This window comes from Brevibacterium sp. FME37 (assembly GCF_014897485.1).
GTDB lineage: Bacteria > Actinomycetota > Actinomycetes > Actinomycetales > Brevibacteriaceae > Brevibacterium.
In genome coordinates, this window is the sequence record NZ_JABUYE010000007.1 from 1 (window position 1) to 26,435 (window position 26,435).

The 26,435-nt window shown below is 62.7% G+C and carries 19 protein-coding genes; 7 read left to right on the plus strand and 12 right to left on the minus strand.

Translation table 11 applies throughout. The features are described from left to right. Nucleotides 1-834 precede the first annotated feature (834 nt). The gene (locus INT29_RS09820; protein WP_096157658.1) at nt 835-1,074 is read left to right on the plus strand and encodes a hypothetical protein; all 240 of its coding nucleotides are present in this window, start codon (nt 835-837) and stop codon (nt 1,072-1,074) included. Nucleotides 1,075-1,208: 134 nt separating this feature from the next. Here INT29_RS09820 and INT29_RS09825 read toward each other — a convergent pair whose 3' ends face one another. The 4 genes from INT29_RS09825 to INT29_RS09840 all read right to left on the minus strand — a co-directional run bounded on the left by INT29_RS09825 (nt 1,209) and on the right by INT29_RS09840 (nt 7,025). Further along, nucleotides 1,209-2,966, minus strand: coding sequence for a dipeptide ABC transporter ATP-binding protein (locus INT29_RS09825; protein WP_096157659.1), 1,758 nt, complete (start codon nt 2,964-2,966; stop codon nt 1,209-1,211). Then, complete coding sequence (locus tag INT29_RS09830; RefSeq protein ID WP_226829658.1) at nt 2,966-4,054, minus strand: ABC transporter permease; 1,089 nt, start codon at nt 4,052-4,054, stop codon at nt 2,966-2,968. Before INT29_RS09830 ends, INT29_RS09825 begins: the two co-directional genes overlap by 1 nt. After that, complete coding sequence (locus INT29_RS09835; RefSeq protein ID WP_096157660.1) at nt 4,054-5,145, minus strand: ABC transporter permease; 1,092 nt, start codon at nt 5,143-5,145, stop codon at nt 4,054-4,056. Before INT29_RS09835 ends, INT29_RS09830 begins: the two co-directional genes overlap by 1 nt. A 248-nt stretch (nt 5,146-5,393) precedes the next feature. After that, nucleotides 5,394-7,025 carry an ABC transporter substrate-binding protein gene (locus tag INT29_RS09840; RefSeq protein WP_096157661.1) on the minus strand — a complete coding sequence of 544 codons (1,632 nt, stop codon included), beginning with the start codon at nt 7,023-7,025 and terminating at the stop codon, nt 5,394-5,396. 349 nt (nt 7,026-7,374) lie between these two features. Here INT29_RS09840 and INT29_RS09845 point away from each other — a divergent pair, with 349 nt between their 5' ends. Continuing rightward, nucleotides 7,375-8,913, plus strand: coding sequence for an alanine/glycine:cation symporter family protein (locus tag INT29_RS09845; RefSeq protein ID WP_096157662.1), 1,539 nt, complete (start codon nt 7,375-7,377; stop codon nt 8,911-8,913). 143 nt (nt 8,914-9,056) lie between these two features. Here INT29_RS09845 and fbaA read toward each other — a convergent pair whose 3' ends face one another. Next, a complete protein-coding gene (gene fbaA, locus INT29_RS09850; RefSeq protein WP_096157663.1) occupies nt 9,057-10,079 on the minus strand; it encodes a class II fructose-bisphosphate aldolase in 1,023 nt (340 codons plus the stop codon). A 231-nt stretch (nt 10,080-10,310) separates the two neighbouring features. Next, nucleotides 10,311-12,191 carry a BCCT family transporter gene (locus INT29_RS09855; RefSeq protein WP_226829657.1) on the minus strand — a complete coding sequence of 627 codons (1,881 nt, stop codon included), beginning with the start codon at nt 12,189-12,191 and terminating at the stop codon, nt 10,311-10,313. 199 nt (nt 12,192-12,390) lie between these two features. Here INT29_RS09855 and INT29_RS09860 point away from each other — a divergent pair, with 199 nt between their 5' ends. Continuing rightward, nucleotides 12,391-13,710: an MFS transporter gene (locus INT29_RS09860; RefSeq protein WP_096157664.1), complete on the plus strand. Its 1,320-nt coding sequence runs from the start codon at nt 12,391-12,393 to the stop codon at nt 13,708-13,710. A gap of 135 nt (nt 13,711-13,845) precedes the next feature. Here INT29_RS09860 and INT29_RS09865 read toward each other — a convergent pair whose 3' ends face one another. Both INT29_RS09865 and INT29_RS09870 read right to left on the minus strand, forming a co-directional pair. Next, the gene (locus INT29_RS09865; RefSeq protein ID WP_096157665.1) at nt 13,846-14,334 is read right to left on the minus strand and encodes an SRPBCC family protein; all 489 of its coding nucleotides are present in this window, start codon (nt 14,332-14,334) and stop codon (nt 13,846-13,848) included. A gap of 52 nt (nt 14,335-14,386) precedes the next feature. After that, nucleotides 14,387-14,728: an ArsR/SmtB family transcription factor gene (locus INT29_RS09870; protein ID WP_096157666.1), complete on the minus strand. Its 342-nt coding sequence runs from the start codon at nt 14,726-14,728 to the stop codon at nt 14,387-14,389. A 98-nt stretch (nt 14,729-14,826) separates the two neighbouring features. Here INT29_RS09870 and INT29_RS09875 point away from each other — a divergent pair, with 98 nt between their 5' ends. From INT29_RS09875 to INT29_RS09885, 3 genes are read left to right on the plus strand one after another with little or no spacing between them, the layout of a single operon-like run. Continuing rightward, complete coding sequence (locus INT29_RS09875) at nt 14,827-15,612, plus strand: TetR/AcrR family transcriptional regulator (RefSeq protein WP_096157667.1); 786 nt, start codon at nt 14,827-14,829, stop codon at nt 15,610-15,612. Then, complete coding sequence (locus INT29_RS09880; RefSeq protein WP_096157668.1) at nt 15,609-16,547, plus strand: ABC transporter ATP-binding protein; 939 nt, start codon at nt 15,609-15,611, stop codon at nt 16,545-16,547. The genes INT29_RS09875 and INT29_RS09880 overlap by 4 nt, the downstream gene beginning before the upstream one ends. A gap of 3 nt (nt 16,548-16,550) precedes the next feature. Beyond that, nucleotides 16,551-18,287, plus strand: coding sequence for an ABC transporter permease (locus tag INT29_RS09885; RefSeq protein ID WP_193071518.1), 1,737 nt, complete (start codon nt 16,551-16,553; stop codon nt 18,285-18,287). Nucleotides 18,288-18,319: 32 nt separating this feature from the next. Here the strand turns inward: INT29_RS09885 and INT29_RS09890 are convergent, their stop codons facing one another. After that, nucleotides 18,320-20,659: a helix-turn-helix domain-containing protein gene (locus tag INT29_RS09890; protein WP_193071519.1), complete on the minus strand. Its 2,340-nt coding sequence runs from the start codon at nt 20,657-20,659 to the stop codon at nt 18,320-18,322. 433 nt (nt 20,660-21,092) lie between these two features. Here INT29_RS09890 and INT29_RS09895 point away from each other — a divergent pair, with 433 nt between their 5' ends. Next, entirely contained in the window at nt 21,093-22,316 is a 1,224-nt protein-coding gene (locus INT29_RS09895) for a hypothetical protein (protein WP_193071520.1), read from the plus strand. 18 nt (nt 22,317-22,334) lie between these two features. Here INT29_RS09895 and INT29_RS09900 read toward each other — a convergent pair whose 3' ends face one another. Genes INT29_RS09900 through INT29_RS09910 form a run of 3 tightly spaced genes read right to left on the minus strand, consistent with a single transcriptional unit; the run spans nt 22,335 to nt 26,427 of the window. Further along, nucleotides 22,335-23,375: an ATP-grasp domain-containing protein gene (locus tag INT29_RS09900; protein ID WP_193071521.1), complete on the minus strand. Its 1,041-nt coding sequence runs from the start codon at nt 23,373-23,375 to the stop codon at nt 22,335-22,337. Nucleotides 23,376-23,385: 10 nt separating this feature from the next. Continuing rightward, nucleotides 23,386-24,831 carry a hypothetical protein gene (locus INT29_RS09905; protein ID WP_133066639.1) on the minus strand — a complete coding sequence of 482 codons (1,446 nt, stop codon included), beginning with the start codon at nt 24,829-24,831 and terminating at the stop codon, nt 23,386-23,388. A gap of 48 nt (nt 24,832-24,879) precedes the next feature. Next, the gene (locus tag INT29_RS09910; protein WP_096157673.1) at nt 24,880-26,427 is read right to left on the minus strand and encodes a polysaccharide biosynthesis tyrosine autokinase; all 1,548 of its coding nucleotides are present in this window, start codon (nt 26,425-26,427) and stop codon (nt 24,880-24,882) included. Between the last annotated feature and the right edge of the window lie 8 nt (nt 26,428-26,435).

Consider the following 26,435-nt stretch of genomic DNA (forward strand, 5'->3'; position numbering starts at 1 on the left):
TACCCGAAGGTGCTAATTACGCGCGGCGCCGCGCGTAATTAGCACCTTCGGGTATCTTTAGACCCTCCCCCGACTCAGCCGACGGAGGTGCGCAGACTGCGGGCGAGGTCGCAGCGCTTGGCCTGCTCGGTCAAAAGTATTTTTATTACAACCACCCATGTAACCATAGATCTGTACATCTAGGCTCCTTGAGCGATGCACCTCACAGTGCACCAACGAAGAAGGAGAAACACAAAGCTATTACGCATCCACCAGGCAATCCATTACGGCTTGCCTGTTCCTTGCACTTGGCGACAATTGCCACGGTTCAACCATCACAAGCAGTCGCAGCGTCAGCGCAGCATTCATATACTCACAACGGCTGGACTGCCACATGGAGCCAGTCGGATTATGACGATCTTCAAATTAACAAGACTCCAGGAAAGGCTCCCTCAAAGACTGACGCCAGAGACGCAGAGATAGGTGACTGGTCATTGACACCTGGGTCAACACATACGGAGACCCAGGCAAATCAACTGCAATGGGGAGTCCAAATGATTGCACAAAGGTCCCAGACGGCTATGGCGCCGCAAACTTCAAACCTGCATGCGACAAACCTGATATTTGCTATGGGTCGTCGACTGACAGAATCAGCTGCGACAAGAAGCTTCGGTCCAACTTGAAGGCTGCATGCAAAGCAGGATACCCCAGCCTAACGCTGCCGACGGTCGCTGATGAATACAACAAGTGCATAGCTATGTCGACCGTCTACTACGACGGTGTAAGAAAGGTCGGAAAGAAACATTACGCAGGATCACGCAACCCGGCATAATCGACGAGCGCGGAAGGACAGATATGACAAAACTGACTTGGATCGGCGGGCTCGTGATTACCGCGTTCGGCCTTGCCATTTGGGCTCTGGGGTGGTTCCTTAACACTTATACGGGCGAGCCTGGCGACGCCGACATCGGAGCTGGAATTCTCTCCCTCGCTGGTTTGCCAATAGCCATCGTGGGAGTCATTCTGGTCGTTGTGGGCGCGACCGTTGCGGGAGTCAACCGGATCCGTAAACGCAAAGCACAAGACGCAGCCTGAAGTCCAGAATGAGTTCTTCCTGCCAGGCTCCGCAAACACCCCCTCACAACTAACTGACGGCGGCCCACGCTACCTCGCGCGAGGTAGCGTGGGCCCCCGTCAGTTAGTTGTGGCCCGACACGGTACCGCGTGGCTCAGCCGACGGAGCTGCGCAGGCTGCGTGCAAGTTCGCGGCGCTTGGCCTGCTCGTCCGGGTCGGGCACCGGCAGTGAAGCGATGAGTCGCTTCGTGTAGTCGTTGCTCGGCGAGCCGAGAACTTGTTCGCCCGTCCCTTCTTCCAGCAGCTCACCATGGAAGAGCACCCCAATGCGATCGGAGAGCATGTCGACGACGGCCAGGTCGTGGCTGATGAACAGGGCCGCAAAGTCGAATCTGTTCTGCAGCTCGACGAACAGCTCAAGCACCTTGGCCTGCACCGACACGTCGAGGGCCGAGGTCGGCTCATCGGCGACGAGCAGCTCCGGATCGAGTGCCAAACCGCGGGCCAGGGATGCTCTCTGACGCTGACCGCCCGAGAGTTCATGCGGGTACCGGGCACCGTAGGCGCTGGGCAGCTGCACCGAATCGAGCAGTTCGCGCACTCGCTGCTCACGGTCCCTGGGTGACATGTCCCGCTGGTGGATGGCGAAGGGCTCCGCCACACACTCACCGACCGTCAAGTGCGGGTTGAATGAGGCCGCAGGGTCCTGGAACACGAACCCGATTCGGCGCCTGACCGGAGAGAAGGCGCGTTCTTTGAATCCGACCATCTCGTGCCCGAGCACCTGGAGGCTGCCTCCGCTGGCCCTGGTCAGGCCTGCGATGGCACGCCCGATAGTGGTCTTGCCCGATCCGGATTCGCCGACCAGTCCGTAGACCTCGCCGGCCTTGATATCGAAGCTCACCGAGGACACCGCCTGGAAGTCCGACCGTCCGAATCCTCCCGGATAGACGATGTCGAGGTTGCGAGCAACGACGATGGAATCGCGTTCGTCCCGAGGCTTGCCGGGGTCCGCATCAGCGCCTGCGGATTCGCCGGTGGATTCGCCTGCGCGATCCTGCTTCGCCGAGGCGGCAGCGGCCTTTCGGCTGCCTGCAACCGTCGAACCCAATCGGGGGACGGCACCGAGGAGGTCGCGTGTGTACTGCTCCTTCGGGTCACTGAAGAGCTGTTTGACCGAGGACACTTCGACGAGGTCTCCGCGGTACATCACGGCCACCCGGTCGGCCAGGTCGGCGACGACGCCCATGTTGTGGGTGATGAGCACGATCGCTGTTCCCGTCTGATCGCGCAGATCCCGCAACAGGTCGAGGATCTCGGCCTGAACAGTGACGTCGAGGGCGGTCGTCGGCTCATCGGCGACGATGAGCTCGGCGCCGAGGGCAAGCGCCATGGCGATGACGATGCGTTGCTTCTGCCCGCCGGAGAACTGATGCGGAAAGTAGTCGAAGCGGTTCTGCGCATCGGGAATCCCGACCTGTTCCATCGCGGCGATGACCTTGGCTTTGAGCTCGGCCTTGCTGGCACGCTTGTGGTGGGCGCGCAGACCCTCCGCAATCTGCCATCCCACTGTGTAGACGGGGTTGAGCGCCGTCGACGGCTCCTGGAACACCATCGACACATCGGTTCCACGCATCTTGCGCAGCTGCTCTCCGGAGACGGTGAGCACGTCCTTGCCGGAGACGATCACCGCGCCCGATCGCTGCGCGGTTTCGGGCAGGAGACCGAGGATGCTGCGCGCGGTCACGGTCTTGCCGGAACCGGATTCGCCCACGATCGCGAGCACCTCCCCCGGGGTGACCGAAAGGGTCACGTTCTTCACCGCGTGGACGTCGCCGCCGTCAGTGGAGAAGGTGACGTTGAGGCCCTCGACGTTGAGGATGTTCTTCGCTGTGTTCACGTTCTCACTCATCACTTGGCCTCCACACCTGTGGTCACGCCAGCACTCGCGGATTCCTTCGCGGGCTTGGCAGTCTTCGTCTTCGCTTTGCGACGGACCCGCAGCCGCGGATCGTTGAGGTCATTCATCGATTCGCCGACCAGGGTGATGCCCAGAACGGTGAGTACGATTGCCAGGCCGGGGAAGACCGAGGTCCACCACACACCGCTGGTCACATCCGGCAGTGCCTTGTTGAGGTCGTAGCCCCATTCCGACGCCGAGGTGGGTTCGATTCCGAAGCCCAGGAACCCCAGTCCGGCCAGAGTCAGAATCGCCTCGGAGGAGTTGAGAGTGAAGATCAGCGGCAGTGTGCGGGTGGCGTTGCGGAAGATGTGCTTCGAAATGATCCGGGTCTTCGAGGCGCCGAGCACGATCGCCGATTCGACGAAGGGCTCTGCCTTGAGTCGCAGGGTCTCCGCGCGAACGACGCGGAAGTACTGCGGGATGAAGACCACGGTGATCGAGAACGCGGCTGCGGCGATGCCGCCCCAGGCACTGGATTGGCCACCGGAGATCGCAATCGACATGACGAGGGCGAGCAGCAGAGTCGGGAAGGCGTAGACCGCGTCGGCGATGACGACGAGGATCCGGTCGAGCCAGCCGCCGAGGTAGCCCGAGACGAGTCCCAGGATGACACCGGCGAAGAGTGACATGACCACGGCCACGATGATGACGGCGACCGCGGTCTGGGCTCCCCAGACCACACGGGAGAAGACGTCGTAGCCGCCGACGGTGGTGCCCCAGATGTGCGAGCCGCCAGGTGGCAGCTTCGACCCGAAGTTCCCGTCGGCGGTGCCGAGCTGGTTGAACCCGTAGGGGGCGATGAGCGGGGCGAAGATCGCGCTGATGAGGACGATGCCACACAGGATGAGACCCGTGATGAGCATCCCGCGCTGCAGGCCGACGGACTGCCGCAGGTGGGAGACGATCGGCAGACGGGAGAACCAGGATTTCTTGGCTCTGTCGTCGAACGCGATGGCGGGGACGCCGGAGCCCGGGACCGCCTCGGCGAAGATCTCGTTATTGTCTGGAGCCTGTGATGTGTTGTCTTCAGTGGACATCAGTACCTCACTCGGGGGTCGATGAAGGCTGCGATGACGTCGACGAGGAAGTTGGTCAGCGCCACGATGATGGCGAGGAAGACCACAATTCCTTGGACGGCCACGAAGTCACGAGCGGTGAGATACTCGGCGAGCTTGAAACCGAGCCCCTTCCACTCGAACGTCGTCTCCGTGAGCACGGCACCGGCGAGCATGAGGGCGATCTGCATGCCCATGACCGTGATGATCGGGATCAGCGCGGGACGGTAGGCGTGCTTAGTGACCAGGCGGTATTCGGAGATTCCGCGCGATCGGCCCGAATCGATGTACTGCTGGCCCAGGGTGCCGATGAGGTTCGTGCGCACGAGCCGGAGGAAGACGCCGGCGGTGAGCACGCCGAGGGCTATCGCGGGCAGAACCGCGTGGGCGAGCACGTCTCCGAGAACTTCGAAGTTGCCGATGCGGATCGCATCGATGATGTAGAACCGGGTGGGCCCGACCACGCCCGACATGATGTATTCGGTCTGGGTCGTGCCGCGTCCTGCGACGGGCAGGATGGGCAGGAAGACGCCGAAGATCAGTTTGAGGATCATGCCGGCGAAGAACACGGGGGTGGCGTAGCCGAGGATCGCGAGGATGCGCAGTGCGGCATCCGGCGCCTTGTCCCGGTGGTAGGCGGCGAGCATTCCGAGTGGGATTCCGAGGATGAACGCGACGATGAGGGCGTAGAAGACGAGCTCGACGGTCGCGGTTCCGTAGTTGAGGAGGATAGACGACACGGGCTGGCCGTCGGAGACCGCGGTGCCGAAGTCGCCCTTGAGCAGATTGCCCATGTATTCGAAGTACTGGACGAGGATCGGCCGGTCGTAGCCGGCGGCGTGGATACGCTCGGCCAGCTGGGACTGGGTCAGGCGCCCGCCCAGGGATGCGGTGATCGGGTCACCGGTGATCCGCATGAGGAAGAAGACCAGAGTGGTGAGGATGAAGATGGTCGGAATGATGAGGAGGAATCGGATGACGACGTAGCGTCCCAATCCGCCCCCCGAGGGCTTCTTCACCGCGACCGAGGTCTCGGCGGCTTCTGCCCCTGGTTCGCTGATGGCTGCAGACATGTGTTCCTTCATTGCTGGCGTCGAAGCTCGATGATCTCGAGTGTCGACGTGGTTCTCGTTCGATGCCACAGAGCGCGGGCACGATGGGGTGCGGGTGCGGGCAGACTGAGAGGCCTGCGCGAACGCACCACGAGGTGCAGGTGGGCCGGGCGGCTCACCTGCACCTCGTACCGACGATCAGTTCGGTGATCGTCGGGGCAGAGCCCTGCGCACTCTCACGTCGATGGCGACGTGCGTGGTTCGCGCTCTCATTTGCTCAGCAGCGCCAACCGGAACTGGAACGCCGGGTCAAGGGTGTCGTCGACGCCCTTGACATCCTTGCCTGACACCGCGATCTGGTTGCCCTGAAGCAGCGGCAGGGACGGCAGCTCATCGGCCAACTGACCCTGGATCTTCTTCAGCGCTTCCGCCCGCTTGCCCTTGTCGTCGATGGAGGACTGAGCATTCAGTTCCTTGTTCATCGTCTTGTCACGGTAGTGGTTCGCCAGGAAGCTGGGCGTCTCGTCGGTGTCGTAGAAGAACGGCACCAGGTAGTTGTCGGCATCCGAGTAATCGGGGAACCACCCCAGCTGGTACATCGGGTAGACGTCATCGGTGCGGTCCTTGTTGTACTGCACCCATTCGGTTGACTGCAGCTTGACCTTGAACAGCCCCGTCTTGTCCAGCTGATCCTTGACCAGAGCGTATTCGTCGCCCGAGGAAGGACCGTAGTGGTCGGGGTTGTACTGCAGGTTGAGCGTGACCGGGGTCTTGACGCCGGCGTCCTTGAGAGCCTTCTTGGCCTTGTCGACGTCGGCACCGCCCTGACCGTCTCCGTACTCCGACTTCAACGGTTCATCGGCTCCCGGCAGTCCGTCGGGAACGTGCGAATAAAGAGGAGTGAAGGTGTCCTTGTACACCTGGGAGGCAATGGCCTGACGATCGACCGAGTCTGCCATGGCCTGACGCACGGCCAAGGACTTCTTCTTATCTGCGTCATCGGTCTTGGCACCGAAGGGCATCGTGTCCATGTTGAAGACGATGTAGCGGATCTCGCCGCCAGGGCCCTTGTGGACCTTGAGGTCCTCGTTCTTGCCGAGGTCTTCGACATCGGTGGCCGAGAGCGAACGCCAGGCCACGTCGATCGTGTTTTCCTGGACGTCGAGCTTCATGTTGTTGGCGTCCGAGTAGTACTTCATCTGCACGGTGTCGGTCTTCGCAGGCTCGAGGTAGCCCGCGTAGTCCTTGTACGCCTTGTAGGTGATCAGTTCGTTGAACTTGAAGCCGTCGATCGTGTACGGACCGGCAAAGGCCTTGCCGTCGACGATGTCCTGGTTCTCGGTGATCTTGTCCGGTTCGAATACGTCCTCATCGACGATCGGCCCCACGGCGCTGGCCAGCACGCCTGGCCAGGTCTGGTCATTCTTGCGCTTGAGGTTGAAGATGACCGTGGAGTCATCCGGGGTCTCCACTGATTTCAGGCCGCCGAGGAGGGACGACGGTCCGTTCGGATCCTGGATCTTCAGCTGTCGATCGAATGAGAACTTCACATCCGAGGAGGTGAGTTCGTTTCCGTTGGCGAACTTCAGTCCGTCCTTGAGCTTGACCTCATACTTCGTCGGCTCGCTGAAGTCCGCCGATTCTGCGATGGAGGGGTTGAGCTCCGCGGTTCCCGGCTTGTACGCCAGGATGAACGGGTAGACCTGCTGCTCGACGAGCGAGCTTCCGTTGTCATAGGCACCGGCCGGGTCGAGAGCAACAACCTTGTCTGTGGTGCCCACTGTGAGGGAACCACCGCCCTCTTTGCCGTCTTTGTCGGTGGCCGAGGTAGAGCATGCCGAGAGTAGCAAAGCGCCGGCAGCGGCGATGGCCACTGCCTTTGCACCAGTTCGACGTTTCATTGTGTTCCTTGTCATCCAAAGTGCTCTCCGTGTCGTCTTTGCTCGAAGAGATCCGCACCACATCCTACGGCGACCGTCCCAAATAGTGAACCGAATACTATGATTCGGCCCACTCTGTCATCACTTTGAAACATGTCGATGGCTCCACCGAAGACGGAGACCGGCCTGATTTCTCGGGCTGTGACTACGAGATTTGCGTCGCGGGTCACAATCCGTTTGACTTATGAGGTCGGTCACAGCGAAATCCCATGCTCCCTTCCGTGATCGCCCATGCAAATGCTTGGTCCGGCTCCCTGCTGGATTCCGCTCACTGTTCGATTCCATTGTTTGCCTCCCTGATTGGAGAAGCATGTCCGCAGTCCTCGACTGGCTCAACAACATCATTTGGTCATCTGCCCTCGTCTACCTGTGCCTCGGTGCCGGTGTCTACTTCACAATCCGCTCGCGCGCAGTCCAGATCCGACAGATCAAAGCCATCTTCACGCAGATGTTCCGCGGCAAGAGCTCCGATGAGGGTGTCTCTTCATTCCAGGCACTTGCGATGTCGCTGGCCGGTCGTGTGGGCGTCGGCAACATCGCCGGCGTCGCCACCGCCATCGGCTTCGGCGGCCCCGGAGCGATCGTGTGGATGTGGATCTCTGCGCTGCTGGGCGCGTCGACCTCCTATGTCGAATCAACGCTCGGTCAGGTGTTCAAGGAGCAGGACCCCAAGACCGGCGAGTACCGCGGTGGTCCGGCCTACTACATCGAGAAGGCCTATCGTCATACCAAGGCCAAGGGACTGTTCAAGGTCTACGGCATGGTCTTCGCGGCTGTAACCGTCTTGGCCATGAGCTTCATGCTTCCCGGCATTCAGTCCAACGCGATCTCCGGTGCCGTTGAGAACGCGTGGGGAACTCCGACCTGGATCACGGCGGTCATCCTCGCGATCATCATGGGCTTCATCGTCATCGGCGGAGTCAAGCGCATCGCGCACTTCGCCTCATTGGCCGTACCCTTCATGGCCGTCATCTACATCATCGCCGCGATCGCCGTCACGCTCATCAACGCCGACCAGATCGTCCCGGTCTTCGAGCTCGTGTTCAAGTCGGCCTTCGGCATCGATGCCGGTCCAGAAGCCGCCTTCGGCGGAATCATCGGCATGGCCGTCCAGTGGGGCGTCCAGCGCGGAATCTACTCGAACGAAGCCGGTCAGGGCACCGGACCTCACGCGGCTGCGGCCGCCGAGGTCTCACACCCATCGAAGCAGGGCCTCGTCCAGGCCGGCTCGGTCTACATCGACACTCTGTTCGTGTGTTCCGCCACCGCGTTCATGATCCTCTCCACCGGCATGTACAAGGTCTTCGGTGATGATGGTGAGACGATCATCGGAACGGGCCGTGGTCAGATGGTCGAGTCGATCGCTGCGACTCCGGGCGAGAAGTGGCCACAGGCCGGTCTCGACACGATGATCTCCGGCTTCGGCGCTGGTTTCATCGCGATCTCGATCTTCCTCTTCGCACTGACGACTATTGTTGCGTACTACTACATGGCCGAGACCAATCTGGTCTACCTGCTGGGACGGTTCAAGAACCCCCTGGCGCTGACCATCGGCACACGCGTCCTGCAGGTGCTCATCCTCGTCGCGGTCGCCGTCGGTGCAATGTCGACCTCCGGCAGCGCTTGGGCGCTCGGCGATATCGGTGTGGGGCTCATGGCATGGCTCAACATCATCGCGATCCTCTTCCTGCAGGGCCCGGCGTTCAAGCTCCTCCGGGACTTCGAACGTCAGACGAAGCAGGGCCTGGATCCGGTCTTCGATCCCAAGGCGCTGAATATCAGAAATGCCGACTTCTGGGACAAACGATCCGCCCGTGTGAATGCGGGCGAAGCGGTCTCGGAAGGCTGAGCACAACACAATAATTGAATACAAGTCAGTGAATGCTCGCGAGGTCCGGGACAATGGCGTCCCGGACCTCGCGTCGTACTGCTGAGCTGTTAGTGCTGGTGTGCTGTCACTTCAACTGGCTGCACTGATTCGGAGTGTGCCGATCACTTCAGGCTGGTGCCTGCGGAACCGAGGTTCTGGCAGGCCTCGACGATGCGATCGGCCATGCCGGCTTCGGCCGCCTTGCCATAGGCGCGCGGATCATAGATCTTCTTGTTCCCAACCTCACCGTCGATCTTGAGCACCGCGTCGTAGTTGCGGAACATGTGCTCGACGACCGGACGGGTGAAGGCGTACTGGGTGTCCGTGTCGATGTTCATCTTCACGACACCGTGACGGACCGCCTCGGCGATCTCTTCGGCGCTCGAACCCGAACCACCGTGGAAGACGAGGTCGAATGGCTTGTCCTTGCCCACCTCGGCGCCGACATCGGTCTGGATCTCACCGAGCAGTTCCGGGCGCAGCTTCACATTGCCCGGTTTGTAGACACCGTGGACGTTTCCGAAGGTCAGAGCCGTGAGGTAGCGACCCTTCTCGCCCGAGCCCAAGGCCTTGACCGTAGCCAGGCCGTCGGCAACCGTGGTGTAGAGCTTGTCGTTGATCTCGTTCTCGACACCGTCCTCTTCACCGCCGACGACGCCGACCTCGATCTCGAGGATCGAGTGCGCGGCCGCCGAGAGCTCAAGCAGCTCCTCGGCGAGGACGAGATTCTCGTTCAGCGGGACTGCGGAGCCGTCCCACATGTGCGACTGGAAGTAGGGCTCGCCACCGTTCTTCACACGTTCGGTCGACAGAGCCAGCAGCGGCTTCACCCACTCTTCGACCTCCTTCTTCGGGGCGTGGTCGGTGTGCAGTGCGATGTTGACGTCGTAGCTCTTGGCCACCTCGGCGGCGAAGACGGAGAACGCGATGGCACCGCGCACACGGTCCTTGATCGTCGGGCCGGACATGTATTCGGCACCGCCGGTCGAGATCTGAACGATTCCATCGGATCCGGCCTCAGCGAAGCCGCGGATGGCCGCATTGATCGTCTGGGAGGAGGTGCAGTTGATCGCGGGGTACGCGAAGCCCTCTGACTTCGCCCGGTTGATCATCTCGGCATACACTTCGGGGCTTGCAATGGGCATACGGGCTCCTTGATCGGTGGATTCAATGCGCTTTCGGTTGCCCCCAGACTACTCGGTCTCCCGTTGCCAGCTGAAGCGGTCCTCGCCGTGCACGGAGAATTCTCGTCTCCTCCTCGAAAACGCAGACAGCAGAGGCGACCAGGATAAATACCCTGGTCGCCTCTGCTGCTTCGACGGGCCCTGCCGCAGACAGATACCTGCGGAAGGCAGATGCCTGCGGAAGGCAGGCCCCTACCGCGAGCCCTTGGGCTTCCGCTCCTCCTTGGGCGCCCTGTTCAACACGCCCTTGGTCCGTGACAGTCGATAGTCGATGCGTGCATCGACCTTGTCGCCGAGGTATTCGTCGAAGTCATCGGCGATGTGCTCACCGACCTCGTGGTAACGCTGACCGGTCTCGATCTCCCGAGCTCTGACGGATTCGATCTGGAACGCCCGCACCATCGAGATCGCGATGAATATCAGGATGATGCTGAACGGCAGCGCCGTCGCCAGGGAGGCCGCCTGCAGAGCACCGAGGCCGCCGGCCAGGAGCAGTCCGATCGCCAGAGCACCCTCGAGTGCGGCGAACAGCACGCGTGACCACACCGGCGGGTTCGGGTGTCCGCCGGACGCCAGCATGTCGACGACCAGCGATCCCGAGTCCGAGGAGGTGATGAAGAAGATCGCCACGAGGATGATGGCAATCACAGAGAGAATGCTGCCCATCGGCAGGGAGCTGAGCACGTCGAAGAGCACCTTCTCTGCCACGACTCCCTCTTCCGGGTCGACCAGGCCGCCCTCGCCGAAGAGCTGTCGGTAGATTCCCGTGCCGCCAAGTGCGGCGAACCAGATGAATCCGACCACGGTGGGCACGAGGAGGACGCCGGCGATGAACTCCCGGACGGTGCGTCCCCGCGAGATTCGGGCGATGAACACACCGACGAACGGGGCCCAGGAGATCCACCAACCCCAGTAGAAGATCGTCCAGCTGGATGCCCACTCGGCGCCTTCTTCGCCGGTGTAGGCACCGACGTCGAAGGTCATGTTGAAGAAGTTCGCCAGGTAGACGCCGAGGGATTCGATGAGGTTCTGGAACAGGAACAAGGTGGGGCCGAGCAGCAGCACGGCGATGAGCAGAAGGCCTGCCAGCGACAGGTTGATGTTCGACAGCCACTTGATTCCCGCGCCCACTCCCGAGATCACGGACAGTGTGGCCAGGAAGGTGATGACGACGATGAGGATGACGAGGAACATATTGTCGACCTCGCCGACCAGCCCGATCGCTTGGAGACCGGACGAGATCTGCTGGACGCCGAGCCCCAGTGAGGTCGCAATGCCGAAGACGGTGCCGAAGATGGCGAGGATGTCGATGATATCGCCCATCCAGCCCTTGACGCGGTGCCCGAGCAGAGGCTCGAGCGCCCAGCGGATCGAGACCGGACGTCCGCGGCGGTGGATCGCGTAGGCCAGCGCCAGTCCGATCACGGCGTAGATCGCCCAAGGATGCAGTCCCCAGTGGATGAAGGTCTGGGCCATCGCCAACTTGGAGATATCCGCTTCGCTGCCGTCCCATCCCGGCTTGGGGCCGGATGTGGCATAGGTCAGTGGCTCACCGACGCCGTAGAAGACCAGGCCGATGCCCATACCGGCTGCGAAGAGCATGGCGAACCAGGAGAAGACTCCGAATTCGGGCTTCTCCCCGTCGCGACCGAGCGTGATCTTTCCGAATTTCGAGAATCCGAGAACGATTGAGAAGAGGACGAATCCGCCCACAACAAGCATGTAGTACCAGCCGAGGTTGGCCACGATCCAATCGTTGACGTTGGTAAGAACCGTGTCCGTGCCCTTGGGCAGGAGAATCGCCAGCAGTGCCACCAGAATAATGGTGATCAGCGCGGGCCAGAACACGGCCGGAGCGATCAGGCCCTTGCCGAGGCGCACCCCCTGCGCTTTCAACTTGGCAGTGATCTCATCATCAGTGTCGGCTTCTGCCAGCGACACATCGCGCGACAGATGCAATCTGATCGGATCGGGTCCTTTGACCAACAGGTGAGGATTGTCTATGTCGTTTTTCGGCGCAGAGGAGGTCGTTTCTCCCACCTCATTGCCCTCTGCTTCGTCGGAGGTATCCATGAGGCCTTTCGATTCGAGCGGTCGTGAACGACTACCCACTCTGCCGCAATACACCATTGCTATCAAGCCATCTCTCAGGAATCATGCGGGAAACTCACCATGAGCACCGCTCCTCTGGCTGATAGCAGCACTGGCGACCACCACCGGCACAAAGAGGGGGCAGGCACCGGCAGACGCGAAGATTGCGTACAGTGCAACCATGGAGACACAAGGCAGCACCCGGCTGAGTCCCAGTTCTCGCATCCTCAGCTGGGCCCTTTGGGACTGGGGATCGGCATCGTTCAATGCCGTCATCATCACCTTCGTCTTCGCCCCCTACCTGACGAAGAGCGTGGCCGCGACCGAGGAGGCAGGCTCCTCTGCCCTCGGCTGGTCGACGGCTGCCGCCGGACTCATCATCGCGCTAGTAGCACCGGCAGCCGGCACTCGGGCAGACTCCGGTGGGCGGCACAAACTGTGGCTGGGAGTCCACACCGGGATCGTCATTCTCACGATGTTCGGCCTCTTCTTCGTCCGCGACTCCCCCGAATATCTGTGGCTGGGTCTCCTCCTCATCGCCATGGGCAGCGTGTTCTTCGAATTCGCCGAGGTGTCCTACAACGGCATCATGGTCCGCATCACCCAGCCCGACAATGTCGGGAAAGTCTCCGGCTTCGGCTGGGGCATGGGCTACGCCGGTGGCCTCGTGCTGCTCGTCATCCTGCTGGTCCTCGTCATCCAGCCCGAGGTGGGGCTCTTCGGCGCCGGCGATGAAGGTGGAATGCGATTCCGCGTCGTCGCCGCTCTGTCCGCAGTCTGGTTCGCCATCTTCGCTGTCCCGGTGATGTTCACAGCACCGAGCGCCAAGGCTTCAAAACCTTCGGGCGGACATCCGATCAAGGCATTCATCGCCGACTACGGCGCACTTGTGCGTCGGCTCGTGCGGATGTGGAAGCAGGAACACCAGACGCTGCGGTTCTTCATCGCCTCGGCAGTGTTCCGTGACGGACTGGCCGCAATCTTCGCCTTCGCCGGTGTCCTCGCGGCGGGCAGCTACGGCTTCTCCCCCGCCGAGATCATCATCCTGGGTGTGGCAGCCAACGTCGCGGCCGGTGCTGGCGCCATGATCGCCGGAGTCTTCGATGACAGGCACGGGCCAAAACCGGTGATCATCGCCGGACTCATCATTATCCTGCTCGGCGGCATGCCGATCCTCTTCAGCGATGCCCCGGTCGTGTTCTGGGTCTGCGCACTGGTGCTCAGCTTCTGCGTCGGACCGGTGCAGTCTTCGAGTCGGTCGTTCCTGGCCAGGATCACTCCGCCTGAGAGAGCCGGAGAAAACTTCGGACTCTACGCCACGACCGGTCGCGCCGTGAGTTTCCTGGGTCCGGCCATGTTCGCCGTCTCGATCTCGATCTTCGGATTCCAGCGGGCCGGCACCCTGGGTATCCTCGTTGTGCTGTTCATCGGCCTGCTCCTCATCATCCCGGTCAGGCCCGATGCCCCGGCTAAGTCGATGCAGGCACAAGTCGAAGGGTGAGAACGGGGCCGCGGGCTCGGACCTCTGCGCTGGAAGGCAAACGGTTGGCATGTTCTCTTCGATCTGAGCACGACGATCGAAGAGAACATACCAATCGTTTACGCATCCCGCACCGGCCTGCTTCGGTCGCCTGCTTCAGCCTTTGGCCAGCAGCTCGTCGATCTGGTTGATCGCTCCGGTCGAGCCTTCGACGACGCCCATGTCGAGTACGGTCTTCAGACCCTCAAGGGAGTCGAAGGACGATTCGTAGGTGACGCGAGTGCCGCCCTCGATCGCTTCGAAGGTGTAGGTGTTATTGCTACCCGGCATCGATTCGACTGCGTTGAAGTCTTCGTCTGCGAAGTAGTCGCGAAAGACGAAGCGTGCAGCCTCCTCCACCGAGGAGACCTCCCAGAGCCCACAGAACTTCTCACCCTCTGGGCTGGTCATGTAGTAGGTGACCCTGCCGCCAGGAGTCAGCGAGTGGTCAACGACCGTGGCCGGATAGGTGGGTGGCCCCCAGACTCGCTCCAACTGGCGCGGGTCGGCGTAGACCTCCCAGACTCGCTCCGGCGTCGCCGCGAACTCAGCGACCAACGTCAGGGTCAGTGTCTCTTCATCATGAGTGGTGTCTAGAACTGGCATGGCTTCTCCTCGAATGTCTCATCTCCCGCCCAGTTGACGGGATCGGGTCACTTCATCGACCGGCAGCCTCGTCGTCGGCAAGCAGGTCATCGATGCGCGCGACTCTCGCACGCCACATGTCCTCGAGCTCGTTCAGCAGCGACGCCACGGTACGGATCGCGCTCATCTCGACACGGGCGATCTGCGCCCTGCCGACTCGCCGCTTCGACACGAGTCCCGCGCGCTCGAGCACAGCAACGTGCTTCTGCACCCCCGCGAAGCTCATCTCATAGGAATCGGCGAGCTCGGACACCGAAAGCTCTTCATCCATGACACGCCGCACAATGTCCCGTCGCGTCCGATCGGCCAATGCGTGAAACATCGCATCCACCTGATCATCCAGAAGTGCCTCCATGGCATCAATGATACAACCACCTGGTTGTACGTCAAGGGGTGAATGAATTCATCCGCTACCCATTGACTCCAGCATTGAACAAGCGTTTAATATTAAACATGCGTTCAACACATGATGACTCGACTCCGCAGAAGCCGGGAACTACGAAGAACCAGGGCACGGCAGGGGCGAAGCCCACTCGTTCCCCCAACTCCTCGCCGGAGACTGCGGAGAAGATCCTCACGGCTGCGGTCCGAGAGTTCTCCGAGCACGGGTTCACGAAATCGACGATCCGCAGCATCGCCTCGGCGGCTGGGGTCTCTCCAGGGCTCGTCATCCACCACTTCGGGTCGAAGGAAGGTCTGCGCACGGCTTGTGACGATCATGTCTTCGCCGCGATCGCCGAGTCGAAGGCTCAGAACGCCGAGTACGCGGTCCACGCCATGCAGATGATCTTCGACGATCCGGACATGAGCACGAAGATCGACTACCTCATGAAGTCCCTGCTCGATCCCAGCGAACACGGCCAGCGCTACTTCGAGCACTATGTCGACCTGGTTGAGGACTACATCTCCCACGGCTTCGCAGGGTACGCCTTCCGCCAGAGCGACGACCCGCGCGGCCAGGCGGCGACGATCGCGACCCTCGCGCTCTCCCCGTCAATACTCGCCCAGCGGCTGCAGACGTCCCTGGGCACGAACAGTACGGCTGAGACGATGACACGCCTCGCGCCTCACCTGCTCGACCTCTACCTCAACGGCGTCCTCTCAGCGACGCCCGAGGGACAGCCCGATCCGTCGCAGCCCGATCGCGCAGACACCGGACCCGTGCCCGACGCTGCCCGGCCTGATCGTGCCGACATAGATTCCGACCCCACCGACCCCTCTGGAGGCAATCAATCATGACCACGACGACAAGCACCCCGCGCCCCGCCTCGGCGGCGGCCGACCACGAACGTGCGGCCATCTCCATGCAGGACGTCGTCAAGAGCTACGGACGCGTACGCGCACTCGACGGACTGTCACTTGACGTCGCCCGCGGCGAGGTCCATGGCTTCCTCGGCCCGAACGGCGCCGGAAAGTCCACGACCATCCGGATTCTGCTCGGAATCCTCAAACATGATTCGGGGCGCATCAGGCTCCTCGGAGAGGATCCCTGGGCGAAGGCGGTGTCGCTGCACCGCAGACTCGCCTACGTCCCCGGCGACGTCGAACTCTGGCCGAGCCTGACCGGCGGTGAGGCGATCGACCTGTTCGCCCGCCTGCGCGGCGGGGTCGACATCAGCAGACGCAACGAACTCATCGAGCGCTTCGACCTCGACCCACGCAAGAAGGGCCGGACGTACTCGAAGGGAAACAGGCAGAAGGTCGCACTGATCTCCGCGCTGGCCTCCCATGTCGACGTCCTGCTCCTCGATGAACCGACGGCCGGCCTCGACCCACTCATGGAGGCCGTATTCCAACAATGCATCAGAGAGGCCAAGGAGGAGGGCCGCACGGTTCTGCTCTCGAGCCACATCCTGGCTCAGGTGGAGGCGCTGGCTGATCGGGTATCGATCATCAGGTCAGGACGAATCGTCGAATCCGGTGCCCTGGCAGATCTGCGCCACCTGTCGCGGACAACGATCACCGTCGGACTCGAACACGATGTGCCCGCTCTGTCCGAGATGGCAGGAGTCCATGACCTCGTGCGCGAGGGTTCGCGGCTGCATTTCAGCGCCGATACCGCTCAGCTGCCGCAGATCATGCGGGCACTCGGCGAGCATGATGTCGAATCGCTCACCGCCACCCCGCCGACCCTCGAACAGCTGCTCCTGCGGCACTACGGCAAGGAGGAATGAGCCATGAATCTGCTGGCTGCGCACACGGAAGACGGAGATCGTCCCGTCCACAGCGGTGGGGCGACGGCACCACGGTCCGGGCGCCATCATGGTGCACATGAACGCGAGCGGGGCGGCCGCCTCGGCGAGGGAAGCCTGGCTGGGCTGGGTCACCTGCTGAGGTTCATGCTGCGACGGGACCGGCTGTGGCTGCCGATCTGGGTGCTCGCGCTCTCCGCGCTCACCGCATATTTCGCGAATGCGATCGCTGTGGTCATGGACTCGGATTCGCTGCAGGCGATGACGGCCTTTGCGAAGAATCCGGTGATGGCGCTCATCACGGGGCCGGGGTACGGGCTCGATCAGGTGACGATCCCCCGGTTCATCGTCGGAATGTACGGGTTGTTCCTCATGATCGGGTCGGCACTGATGTCGATCCTCACCGTCTCTCGGCACACTCGCGCCGAGGAGCAGACCGGGCGGGCCGAACTCGTCCGCGCCGGGGTCACCGGTCGGCACACTCAGCTCATCGCGGCCCTCGTGCTCACGGTGTTCATGAATGTCCTGCTCAGCGCGGGAATGGCTGCGGCGTTCGGATTCTCGCAGGCCGAGCCGGAATCGTGGTCGGCGACAGTGCTGTTCGCGATCGGGATCGGCGCGGTGGGATGCGTGTTCGCGGCGGTTACCGCGGTCACCGTGCAGCTGAGCGCCTTCGCCAGGGCCGCCTCGTCGATGGCCGGTGCGGTGTTTGCGCTCGGCTTCGTCGTCCGCGGTATCGGCGATATGTCGGCGGTGTCCGGGGGTTCACTCGATTGGCTGTCCTGGCTCTCCCCCTTGGGGTGGGCGCAGCAGACGGCACCGTTCACACTCGACCGCTGGTGGCCGCTGCTGTACTCGGCCGGCCTGTTCGCGGTCCTCATCGTCGTTGCCGTGGCGCTGCAGTCACGTCGTGACTTGAGCGCAGGGATCATCGCCGAACGGCTGGGCCGATCGCGGGCAGGACCGTTGCTGGCAACACCTCTCGGTCTGGCGCTGCGCCTGCAGGCATCGAATCTGATCTGGTGGTCGATCAGCATGCTGGTCATGGGCGTGGTGTTCGGTTCGTTCACGGGAGCCATGGACGAGGGCGCGGCGGGAATGCCGCCGGAGATTCTGGCGATCATGGGCGGACGGTCCGGAATCGTCGACGGCTACCTCGGCTATATGGCTCTGTACTTCGCGATCATCGTTGGCGCGTATGCGGTCATCGCCGCGGGTGGGGTGCGTTCTGAGGAATCCTCCTTCCACACCGAACCGGTGCTCGCGACCGCAGTCTCCCGCAGCGGCTGGTTGGCTTCTTGGGCCGCCGTGACGCTGGTCGGCGCAGGCTGGCTGATGGCCATGGCCGGTCTCGGCGAAGGTCTCGGTGCGGCGGTGTCGATGGACGATTGGTCCTTGCTGTGGCCGACGACCCTCGGGCACCTCGCGCAGACGCCGTCGATCTGGGCCCTGCTCGGCTTCGCCTACCTGCTCTACGGCTTCGCCCCGCGGTTGATGAGCCTGAGCTGGATCATCTTCGGAGCGTCGGCGGTGCTCGCCCTCTTCGGCGGGATGATGCAACTCGACGACGCGGTCCTCGACCTCTCCCTGTTCACCCATATCGGGCAGTATCCGGCTCAGGATCTCTCCGCCGAGGCGGTCCTGTGGTTCGTCGGGATCGCTGTGGTCCTCGTCGGGGCGGGGACGGTCGGGTTCCGGAGGCGGGACCTCGTCACGGCGTGAGGTGGCAGGGTCATTGGGCCTCGACTGTGTTCCTAGGCGAGGTAGCCGAAAGACCTGGCACGACTGAGCACTTCCGCCCGGCTCGACACCCCGAACTTGCGGTAGAGCGCCGAGAGCCGGTTCTTCACGGTGCCGGTGACCTGCTGCAGTTCGACGGCGATCTCGGCGACGGTCAGACCTCGCGCCAGAAAGTCGATGAGCTGGGCCTCTCCCGCACTGAGCTGGGGCATCGACGCTATGTCCACGGAGACCGGGCCGATCGTGCGCAGCCGGGTGATGAGTTCTTCCGGCGTTGCGAAGGTGTCGGAGAATTCCGCCGCAGCTTCCGCCCATGCGGGCGAGTCGGCGGTGAGCTCGACGAGCAGCTTGCGGTCGGACAGGGGAAGGAGCGCGAGCGGGAGCAGCGAACTCACCCACGCCGACAAGCTCACTGCCGTGGAGAAGTCGCTCCGTGCCGCATCTTCATCCCCGCGGCGCAGCTTGGCCGCTGCTCTGATGGCAGCGAGCTCAGCCCGGCTGCGCGGGCTCAGCGGGTGGTGATAGAACCATGTGTCTGCGCATGAGATCGCCTCGTCGTTTCGACCGGCGACGAGCGTCGAACGGACGTCGAGGACGATACGGGCGTCACAGGCCGGAGAGAGTCGTTCACGGTCTATCTCGGCCCACCGCAGCTGCCCCAGGGCGATGAAGACCATGCTGCGCCCGAGCGCCAGCAGATCTTTCTCCGCCTCGGACAGGACACCGGAGTCTCGGAACCGTTCCGCATCGTCGTTGACGAACAGCAGCCCGGACTCCGCCTCGGCCGACAGAACCGCCAGTGACCGGGCGATGTACGGCAGGTAGACCCACAGCGTCCGCAGTTCCGGATACGTCGAGAGCGCATCGAGTTCGCGTTTCGCCCGGTCGAGATCGAGTCGGTCGAGGGCCCGCAGCGCTGAAGCGATGCGTCTGGCTGGGGTGACCAGTTCGTCGATGATGACTGCAGGTTGCGGCACCGGGTCGGCTGAGCTCTCACCCGGGCCGGGACCGGATCGCATTTCACTCGACGGCTCCACGGCCGCCACCAGGTGCGCATCGGCTCGTTCATGATCGCCGCTGATCGCCGAGATGAGGGCCGTCCAGGCGATGATCGCCGGCAGAAGAAAGTCGCCGTCGATATGCCCGGCACGAGCCGGTCCTTCGATCTCATTGAGAAGGGACAATGCGCGGCGGGACGCTCCTGCGTGGTGGAGAGCGATCGCGGTGAGGAGCCGGACGATGGAACGCGCACGTGCGCTGGGGATAGTCGCGGCGGCCCGCATTCCCATTTCCGCAGCCTCACCATGACGGCCGGCATCGGCCAGTCCGATCATCGAGCGGACCGTGCCGACGAATATGGTCGGCTGTTCCTCTCGTCTGACATCTCCGAGCTCGACCGTCGCGGGATCCAGCGCATCAAGTGTTCCGGGCAACCGTGATCTCAGCATTCCCGGCCCTGTCTGTCTCACTGTCGCCGTCCGAATCTTAGCGGGCGTTCCGGCAGTGGTGCCTGCAGCGATGTCCTCGGCAAGTGTTCCGAAGAATTCGAGACCCGACCAGGCCGCACGGACCTTGGGCGGCAGGAGGCGAAACGCGGTGCAGGCGGGCCGGGGTGCGAGCAGGAACATCGGTATGCCCACCGCCTCGGTCACCCGTTGCAGCAGGGCCCAGTGTCCACCGTGTCGAGCCAGGAGCAGCACATCCCCGAGAAGGTCCGCGTCGACGGTTCCCGCCGACTCCATGTGGTCGATGAGCACGTCGAGCAGCGATGCGACCACCGGTCCCGCCCCGGCGGCGAGATCGTGACGCAGCTTGGCCGCGATGAGAGTCGGGATCTGCAGCAGTGTTCCGCGCGCGACGTCGTCGACTCGGATGAGGACCCCGTTGGACTCGAGCCTGTCGATGACTCCTTCCGGATCACGGAAACCGGTGCCGACGAGAAGATCATCGGACACCGCCGTCAGTACTCGCAGAGTGGTCGACTCGGATACGGTGCTGAGTTGCGCCAGCACTGCCGCTGCGATTGCGTCGCCGGGACCGAGCTCCAAAGTCAACGGCGGGCACAGCTCCGCCACCCACTCGGAGAAGGTCGCAGATTCAGGATCTACGCTGACGCCGGCCGCTGCTGCAGCGCGGAGTACTGACTTGGCGAATCGAGCACGACCGGCACTCCCGACCCAGAGTCGTCGACAGAGTTCGGGGTCGACCGGGCCGGTGCCTGCGGACTCGAGCTCGACGATGAAGTCGCCCAGACTGCGACGAGGATCCTGCCTCCCACCCTCGGCGTTCGAGCTCACGGCCACCCATCCTTCATCTCGGCGGATCAAGCCCGCGTCGTGTTCGTCGACGTACATCTCAACTCCCCCGCTCCTCCCCAACCTGACCCGACTGCTCCATCAGCCCATCGACTGCGGTCCGTCTCGGACTACCAATGTGCCCGCTCAGCAGACGATTATGTGCCGCTCCATGCCTCTTCTGCGGTAGTCCGCCATGGGAATGCGGGTGCACGAACCGCTGGGGAGCACCCATCCTGGTACCGTCGAAATCAGCGGAAGCCGATCGTGGTCTGCCGCTTCACTATCGCTGTTCTCATGTCTGCCCAGGACCGTCTGCCCAGGTTCGTCTGCTCAGGACGCTGGCCTCTGTCGCGGAGATGACCACGCACATACCGAGGTCGGTCCAATCCCCGACAGCAGCGATTGCGAGCCCCCAAGAAGTGCCGAACGTTGGCAGCGAGGTGTGCCCAACTGGCTGCACCTGCTGCCCGGAAATGAGGAACAGAGAAGCATGGCTGATGCGCTGAAGCAACTGGTCCGACCGGGTGAGCCGCCGACACCGTCGTATGTCCTCGACCTCCCGGCCCTTGAAGAGCAGGTCGGTGGTTTTCGCCGTGCGCTCGACTGTCACTGGCCGAACGCGATTCTGTCGTACTCGTTCAAGACCAATTCCCTGCCCTGGCTGCTCTCGTTCATGCACAGACGAGGGGTCTGGGCCGAAGTGGTCTCGGATTCCGAGTACGAATTGGCGCTGGCGGTCGGTTTCTCACCTGATCGGATCGTCTTCAATGGTCCGGTCAAAGGCCGTGATCGTCTCCGGCAGGCACTGCTCTACGGGGCCGTGATCAATCTGGATTCGAAGCGGGAGGTCCGCTGGGCGGCCGAACTGGCGGCGGCAGAGCCGGACCGTGTGCTGCGTGCAGGATTGCGTGTGAACTGGGATCTTGATGCCCGCTGCCCCGGAGAGAACACCTTGGCGGGGGCCAGCAGCCGTTTCGGGTTCAATGCTGAGAGCGGAGAGCTCAGTCAGGCGATCACCACATTGGAGTCCGCTGGAGTGCAAGTCACGGGCCTCCATATGCATCGGAACTCGTGCACGCAGAGCCTCGAGGTCTTCCGCGCCGCAGCGGCGGTGGCCGCAGAGGTCATCACCTCTCATCAGCTTCGCCTCGATTGGATCGACATCGGCGGCGGGTTCTTCAACAGTCCCGGAGGGAGCCCGACTTTCGGTCAGTATGTGTCTGCCATCCGCGAAGAACTCGATGGCACGATCGACGTCGAACAGACTCGACTGATCGTTGAGCCCGGAGGGTCGCTCATTGCTGTTGCCGTCGAATTCCACGCACAGGTGATCGATGTGAAGAAGATCGGAGGTCAACGCTTCGTCATCACCGATGCGAGCCGCACCGACATCGATCCGCAGTTCCGGCGCGAGAAGGATTTCGGACTCCGCCTTGAAACGGCATCGACGGAGTCCGTTCCTGAGCAGGTAATCTGCGGATTCACCTGCATGGAGAATGACCGGCTGACCGTCCTCAAAGACGCCCCGCTGCTGTGCGAAGGCGATCGGATCATCTTCGAGCGTGTGGGCGCCTACACCATGTCCTACCAGTCGTCATTCATCGAGTTTCCGCCCGCGGTCTTCGTCCGTCAAGGAGAGTCCTTGGAACAGGTCAGGAGAAAGGGCACCGCAGAAGACTGCTTGAGAGGAAACATCTGGTCAGAATCGGCTTAGCCGAGCACCGCGAAGCCTTCAGGCCTGGCCGAGCACCATGAAGTCGTCTCGTCGGGCCGAGGTGAGTCCGGGTTCACACCGCAGCAGAGACGGATCATTGTCCCACCCGGCCAACGTTCTGACGATGTCAGCGGGGACATCGGCTCCGGCGAGATGGCAGAACGGGTAGCCTCCTCCGAAACGCGGATTGACGTCGATGATGAGCGGCTCACCATCGGCTGACTCTTTGAAATCGACGTCGATGGGACCGACCGGTGTGAGGACTCTGCCGAGAGCAGCCAGGGAGGCCGCGAATCGTTCAGCGGGCACTGTTGTGGCAACGTCTGTGTCTCCGTTCCGCATGCGATCCTTGCGGCGTGCCAGCACTCCGCGCAGCTCTCCGGTCCCGTGCAGCGAAAAGATTCCGTCAACACCGTATTCGGTGCCTGGCAGCTGTTCTTGGATGATCACTGCGTCGAGACCGGCCGAACTCGTTCTGCCGTCCGGGTTCTTCGCGGATTGCGCCGACTCGTCGACAGCCGCGCGAAGAGTCTTCGCGGAGGCGAATCCCAAACCTGCCGAACCGCTGCCGAACCGATGCTTGACGACGAAGTCGCCGCTGGGGTTCACGCTGATCGCCTGCTCGGCCTCGCTGCCCAGCCACGTCGTGGGAGTCGGGATGGCGCAGTCATGGAGAGTCGCAGCCAAGAGGCGTTTGTCGAGGACGATCTTCTGGGCAGCCGAGCCGAGGGAGGCCACCGTGCATCCGAGTTCCCGGAGATCATCGGCAAGACCATCCGCAAGGATCTGCAGTTCATAGTCATTGAGCGAGATGAAGAGGTCAGGAGACTCGCTTCGGGCCCACTCCAGCACTGCGCCGCGATACTCCGGTGAGTTGTAAGCGGGCAGGATTACGCTGCAGTCTGCTGCTGCCAACGTCGGCGCCGATGACCGATACTCCAGCGCGATCACCTCACCCCGAATGCCCTGCGAGGCCAGAGCATCCTTGAACCAGTTAACATAGTGCGCTCGATAGGCGGCGGAGGCGATGGCGATTGTGAGAGGCTCGGTAACGGTCATGGACAGTCCTTCATTCACTGTGAATCGAAGTTCGCGAGAGCGAACACCTGGGCGTTGTGCGCCGTCCCTGCGTTCCGAAGGACACGTAGGAGGGAAAGTTCTGCGCCGGGGAATAGAACGTGACCGCCCAGAGCAGAAGCAGTGCTGCGATCCGGGCGTACATGCGCACGATCCAGGTGTGGAATCCTGCCCAGACGATGTCGCCGACCCCGCCGAGCAGCGAGGCGAAGAACACGAAGTACAGCAGGTCGCGGGGGCCCTGTGCCGCTCTCCGATAGCTGCGGACCGTCCACACATCGATGCGGTCAAGCATCAGAGCGAGCAGGGGGACCCCGATGACCAGTCCAAGTGCCCCGAAGTTCCACCACAGGTCGCCGTAGATGGAGGCGACGGTGGAGAATCCGGTCCCGTAGAGTTCCGGGTCGGTGAGTGCCGCGAGTTCGTAGCCGATGGCTTCGGGGATCCAATGCGGGGCCAGGTCGTCGGGCAGTGCCGATCGCAGCGGAGACAGAAGAGAAGCACCGAGGGTGGGGAGGCGTCCCAGTTCGGAGTCATGGACCAACGAGCCGAAGTTGCCGATGGCCACGAACATGGATGACAGTCCGGTATCGTTGCCGTAGTCCCCGCTCAAGGACACCTCGTATTCTTTCCTCCAGGCCCCCAACCCCGCCAAGAGGATGGGCGCGAGGATGACACCCGCGGTCTTCATCCAGCGCCGTCCGTAGCGGAGGAAGAAGACATAGGCGAGGGCCAAGATGAGAGCGATCGCTCGCAGTCTGCCCGTACCGGAGATGATCAGCGTCGGGTAGGTCACGAGTGCGCCGAGCACGAGGACGATGTTCCAAACACTCTGCAGCCCCTTCGGGCTCAGCAGCGTCGCGACACAGATGAGCAGGATGGCTGAGAACCCGACCCCGTCGAGCACGGGCTCGAGGCGGTCACCGAGGACCGCTGCGATTGTGAGCACGACGGCTCCGGCGCCCTGCGCCCACTGCACCGTTCGCAGCGGCAGCATCACCGGCTCTGGGCGTCCTGTCGAGTCTGATCGCAGGCACAGCGCTCCGATGCCGATCTGAGTGAGAGTGCTGGCGAACAGTGCCGCATTGAGGTAGACCTCGGGGCGAGCTCCTTCGATGAAGTAGGGGTCGGGGATGACGAGCAGTCCGCTGATCCCGACGATGGCGGCACTGGAGGCCATGAAATAGCCGGGCATCGTGATGCGGTCACGGCCCAGGAACACGAACAGCGTCATTCCATGGACGAACGAGACGATCGACATCACCTCGCTGGAAACGTTCACGACTGAGGCGTCTGTCGAGAACCACAGACGAGCAACGATGACGACGAAGAGGCAGGCAGCCGTGAAGACGATGACGAAGAGCGGAGAATGGACGGGCGGATCCGAGGCAGCGGGGCGATCAGCTGACAGCTTCTTCTCCACCAGTGTCAGGGACACGACCATCCACCTCCTGCCACTCTCTCTGCTGTATGGACCGCCAGGTGCTCAGTCATCGCCGGCAGCCCACAGTCCGTGCGATGCCGAATGTCGACTCCGGCTGCGTCCCGGCAGACTCTCCGTCAGTTCGTCCACAGCTGCGCGAACATCCGATTCGACGGTTGACTCGTCTGCACGCTGTTCCGATGCGCGCGCTCGACGGAGCAGACGACGTCGTGGCGCTGCCGTTTCCTCAGTCTGCGGGGCCTGTGCGGCATAGGCGTCTCTGTAGATCTGCGAATAGGTCGTGCTGTCGGTCTTCGGCATTCCGTTGAGTACCACGCCGAGTAGGCGCCGATCGACGAGCTGCAGCTTCCGCAGTGCCTGCGACATCTGCGTCCGGCGGACGGTTCCGCTGCCGGCAACGAAGATCGTCCCGGATACCCGCCGTGCAAGCGCGGCAGCGTCTGTGGCCGCCAGTAGCGGAGCTGAGTCGAGAATGACGACGTCATACCGGGCTGCGGCTTCGTCGAGGAAGGCCGTCATCTGGTCACTGTCGAGGAGCTCAGCGGGGTTGGGCGGAACCTGACCGCTGGCCAGGACAGTGAGGTTCGGCAGTTCCACGGGCTGAACCACATTGTCCAGATCGGAATCGCCGATGAGCACCGTCGACAGTCCTGCTCCTCCTTCGAGCCCCAGATAATTGTGCAGTGAGGGATCCCGCAGGTCGGCGTCGACGAGAAGGACGTTGCAGTCGGCACGGGCGAGCGCAGCAGCGAGGTTGATGGACGTCACCGACTTACCCTCTCCCTTCACCGATGAGGTCACGAGCAGTGAGCGACTCGTCTCGCCCAATTCGAGGAACCGCAGATTGGATCGCAGTTCCCGATAGGACTCGGACTGATCATCTTCAGTTCCGTACTGCGAAACGAGGGTGTGGTCGTCTCCTGCCGTCATCCGGGCCACGGTGCCGATGACCGCTGCATCGGTCAGAGCCTCGACATCGCTGCTCTTGCGGACCCTGTTGTCGAGGAGATCTCGCAGCACAGCAGCGAGGAGTCCGGCCAGCAGTGCGGCGAGCAGACCGAGGACGAAGTTCTGCACCAGGTTCGGTGACGCCGGACTGCTCGGAGCGGCGGCGGGGGTGACGACCGTGAGTTGGACGGTTGCCGGTCCACTCGCCGTTTCGAGCTCCGCCACCTGCGACCGGAGACTCGCTGCCACTGCGTTCGCCAACTCTGCCGAGGATCGGGCGTCGCTGGCCTGAGCCGTGATCGAGATGAGAAGGGTGTCTTCTGGAACCGTGGCCGAGACTCGTTTCGCGAGTTCTCCGGCATCGGTGGTCAGTCCGAGCGAGTCGATCGCCGGATCGAGGACGATCGGAGTGGTCACCAGGTCGGCGTAGGTGGAGATCTGCTGGCGCGCATAATCGGCGGCAGCGGAGCGGTCCGCAACAGAGCTTCCGGGGTCCGTGCGCACGAAGACGTTCGCCGATGCCTCGTAGGTCGGCGGCTGCAGTGCAGTCACCCCACCGACGGCGGCCAATACAAGAATAACCGTCGACAATGCGGCAACCCACCGCTCGCGGAGAATTGTGAGATAACGCTGAACGCTCATGATCGGCC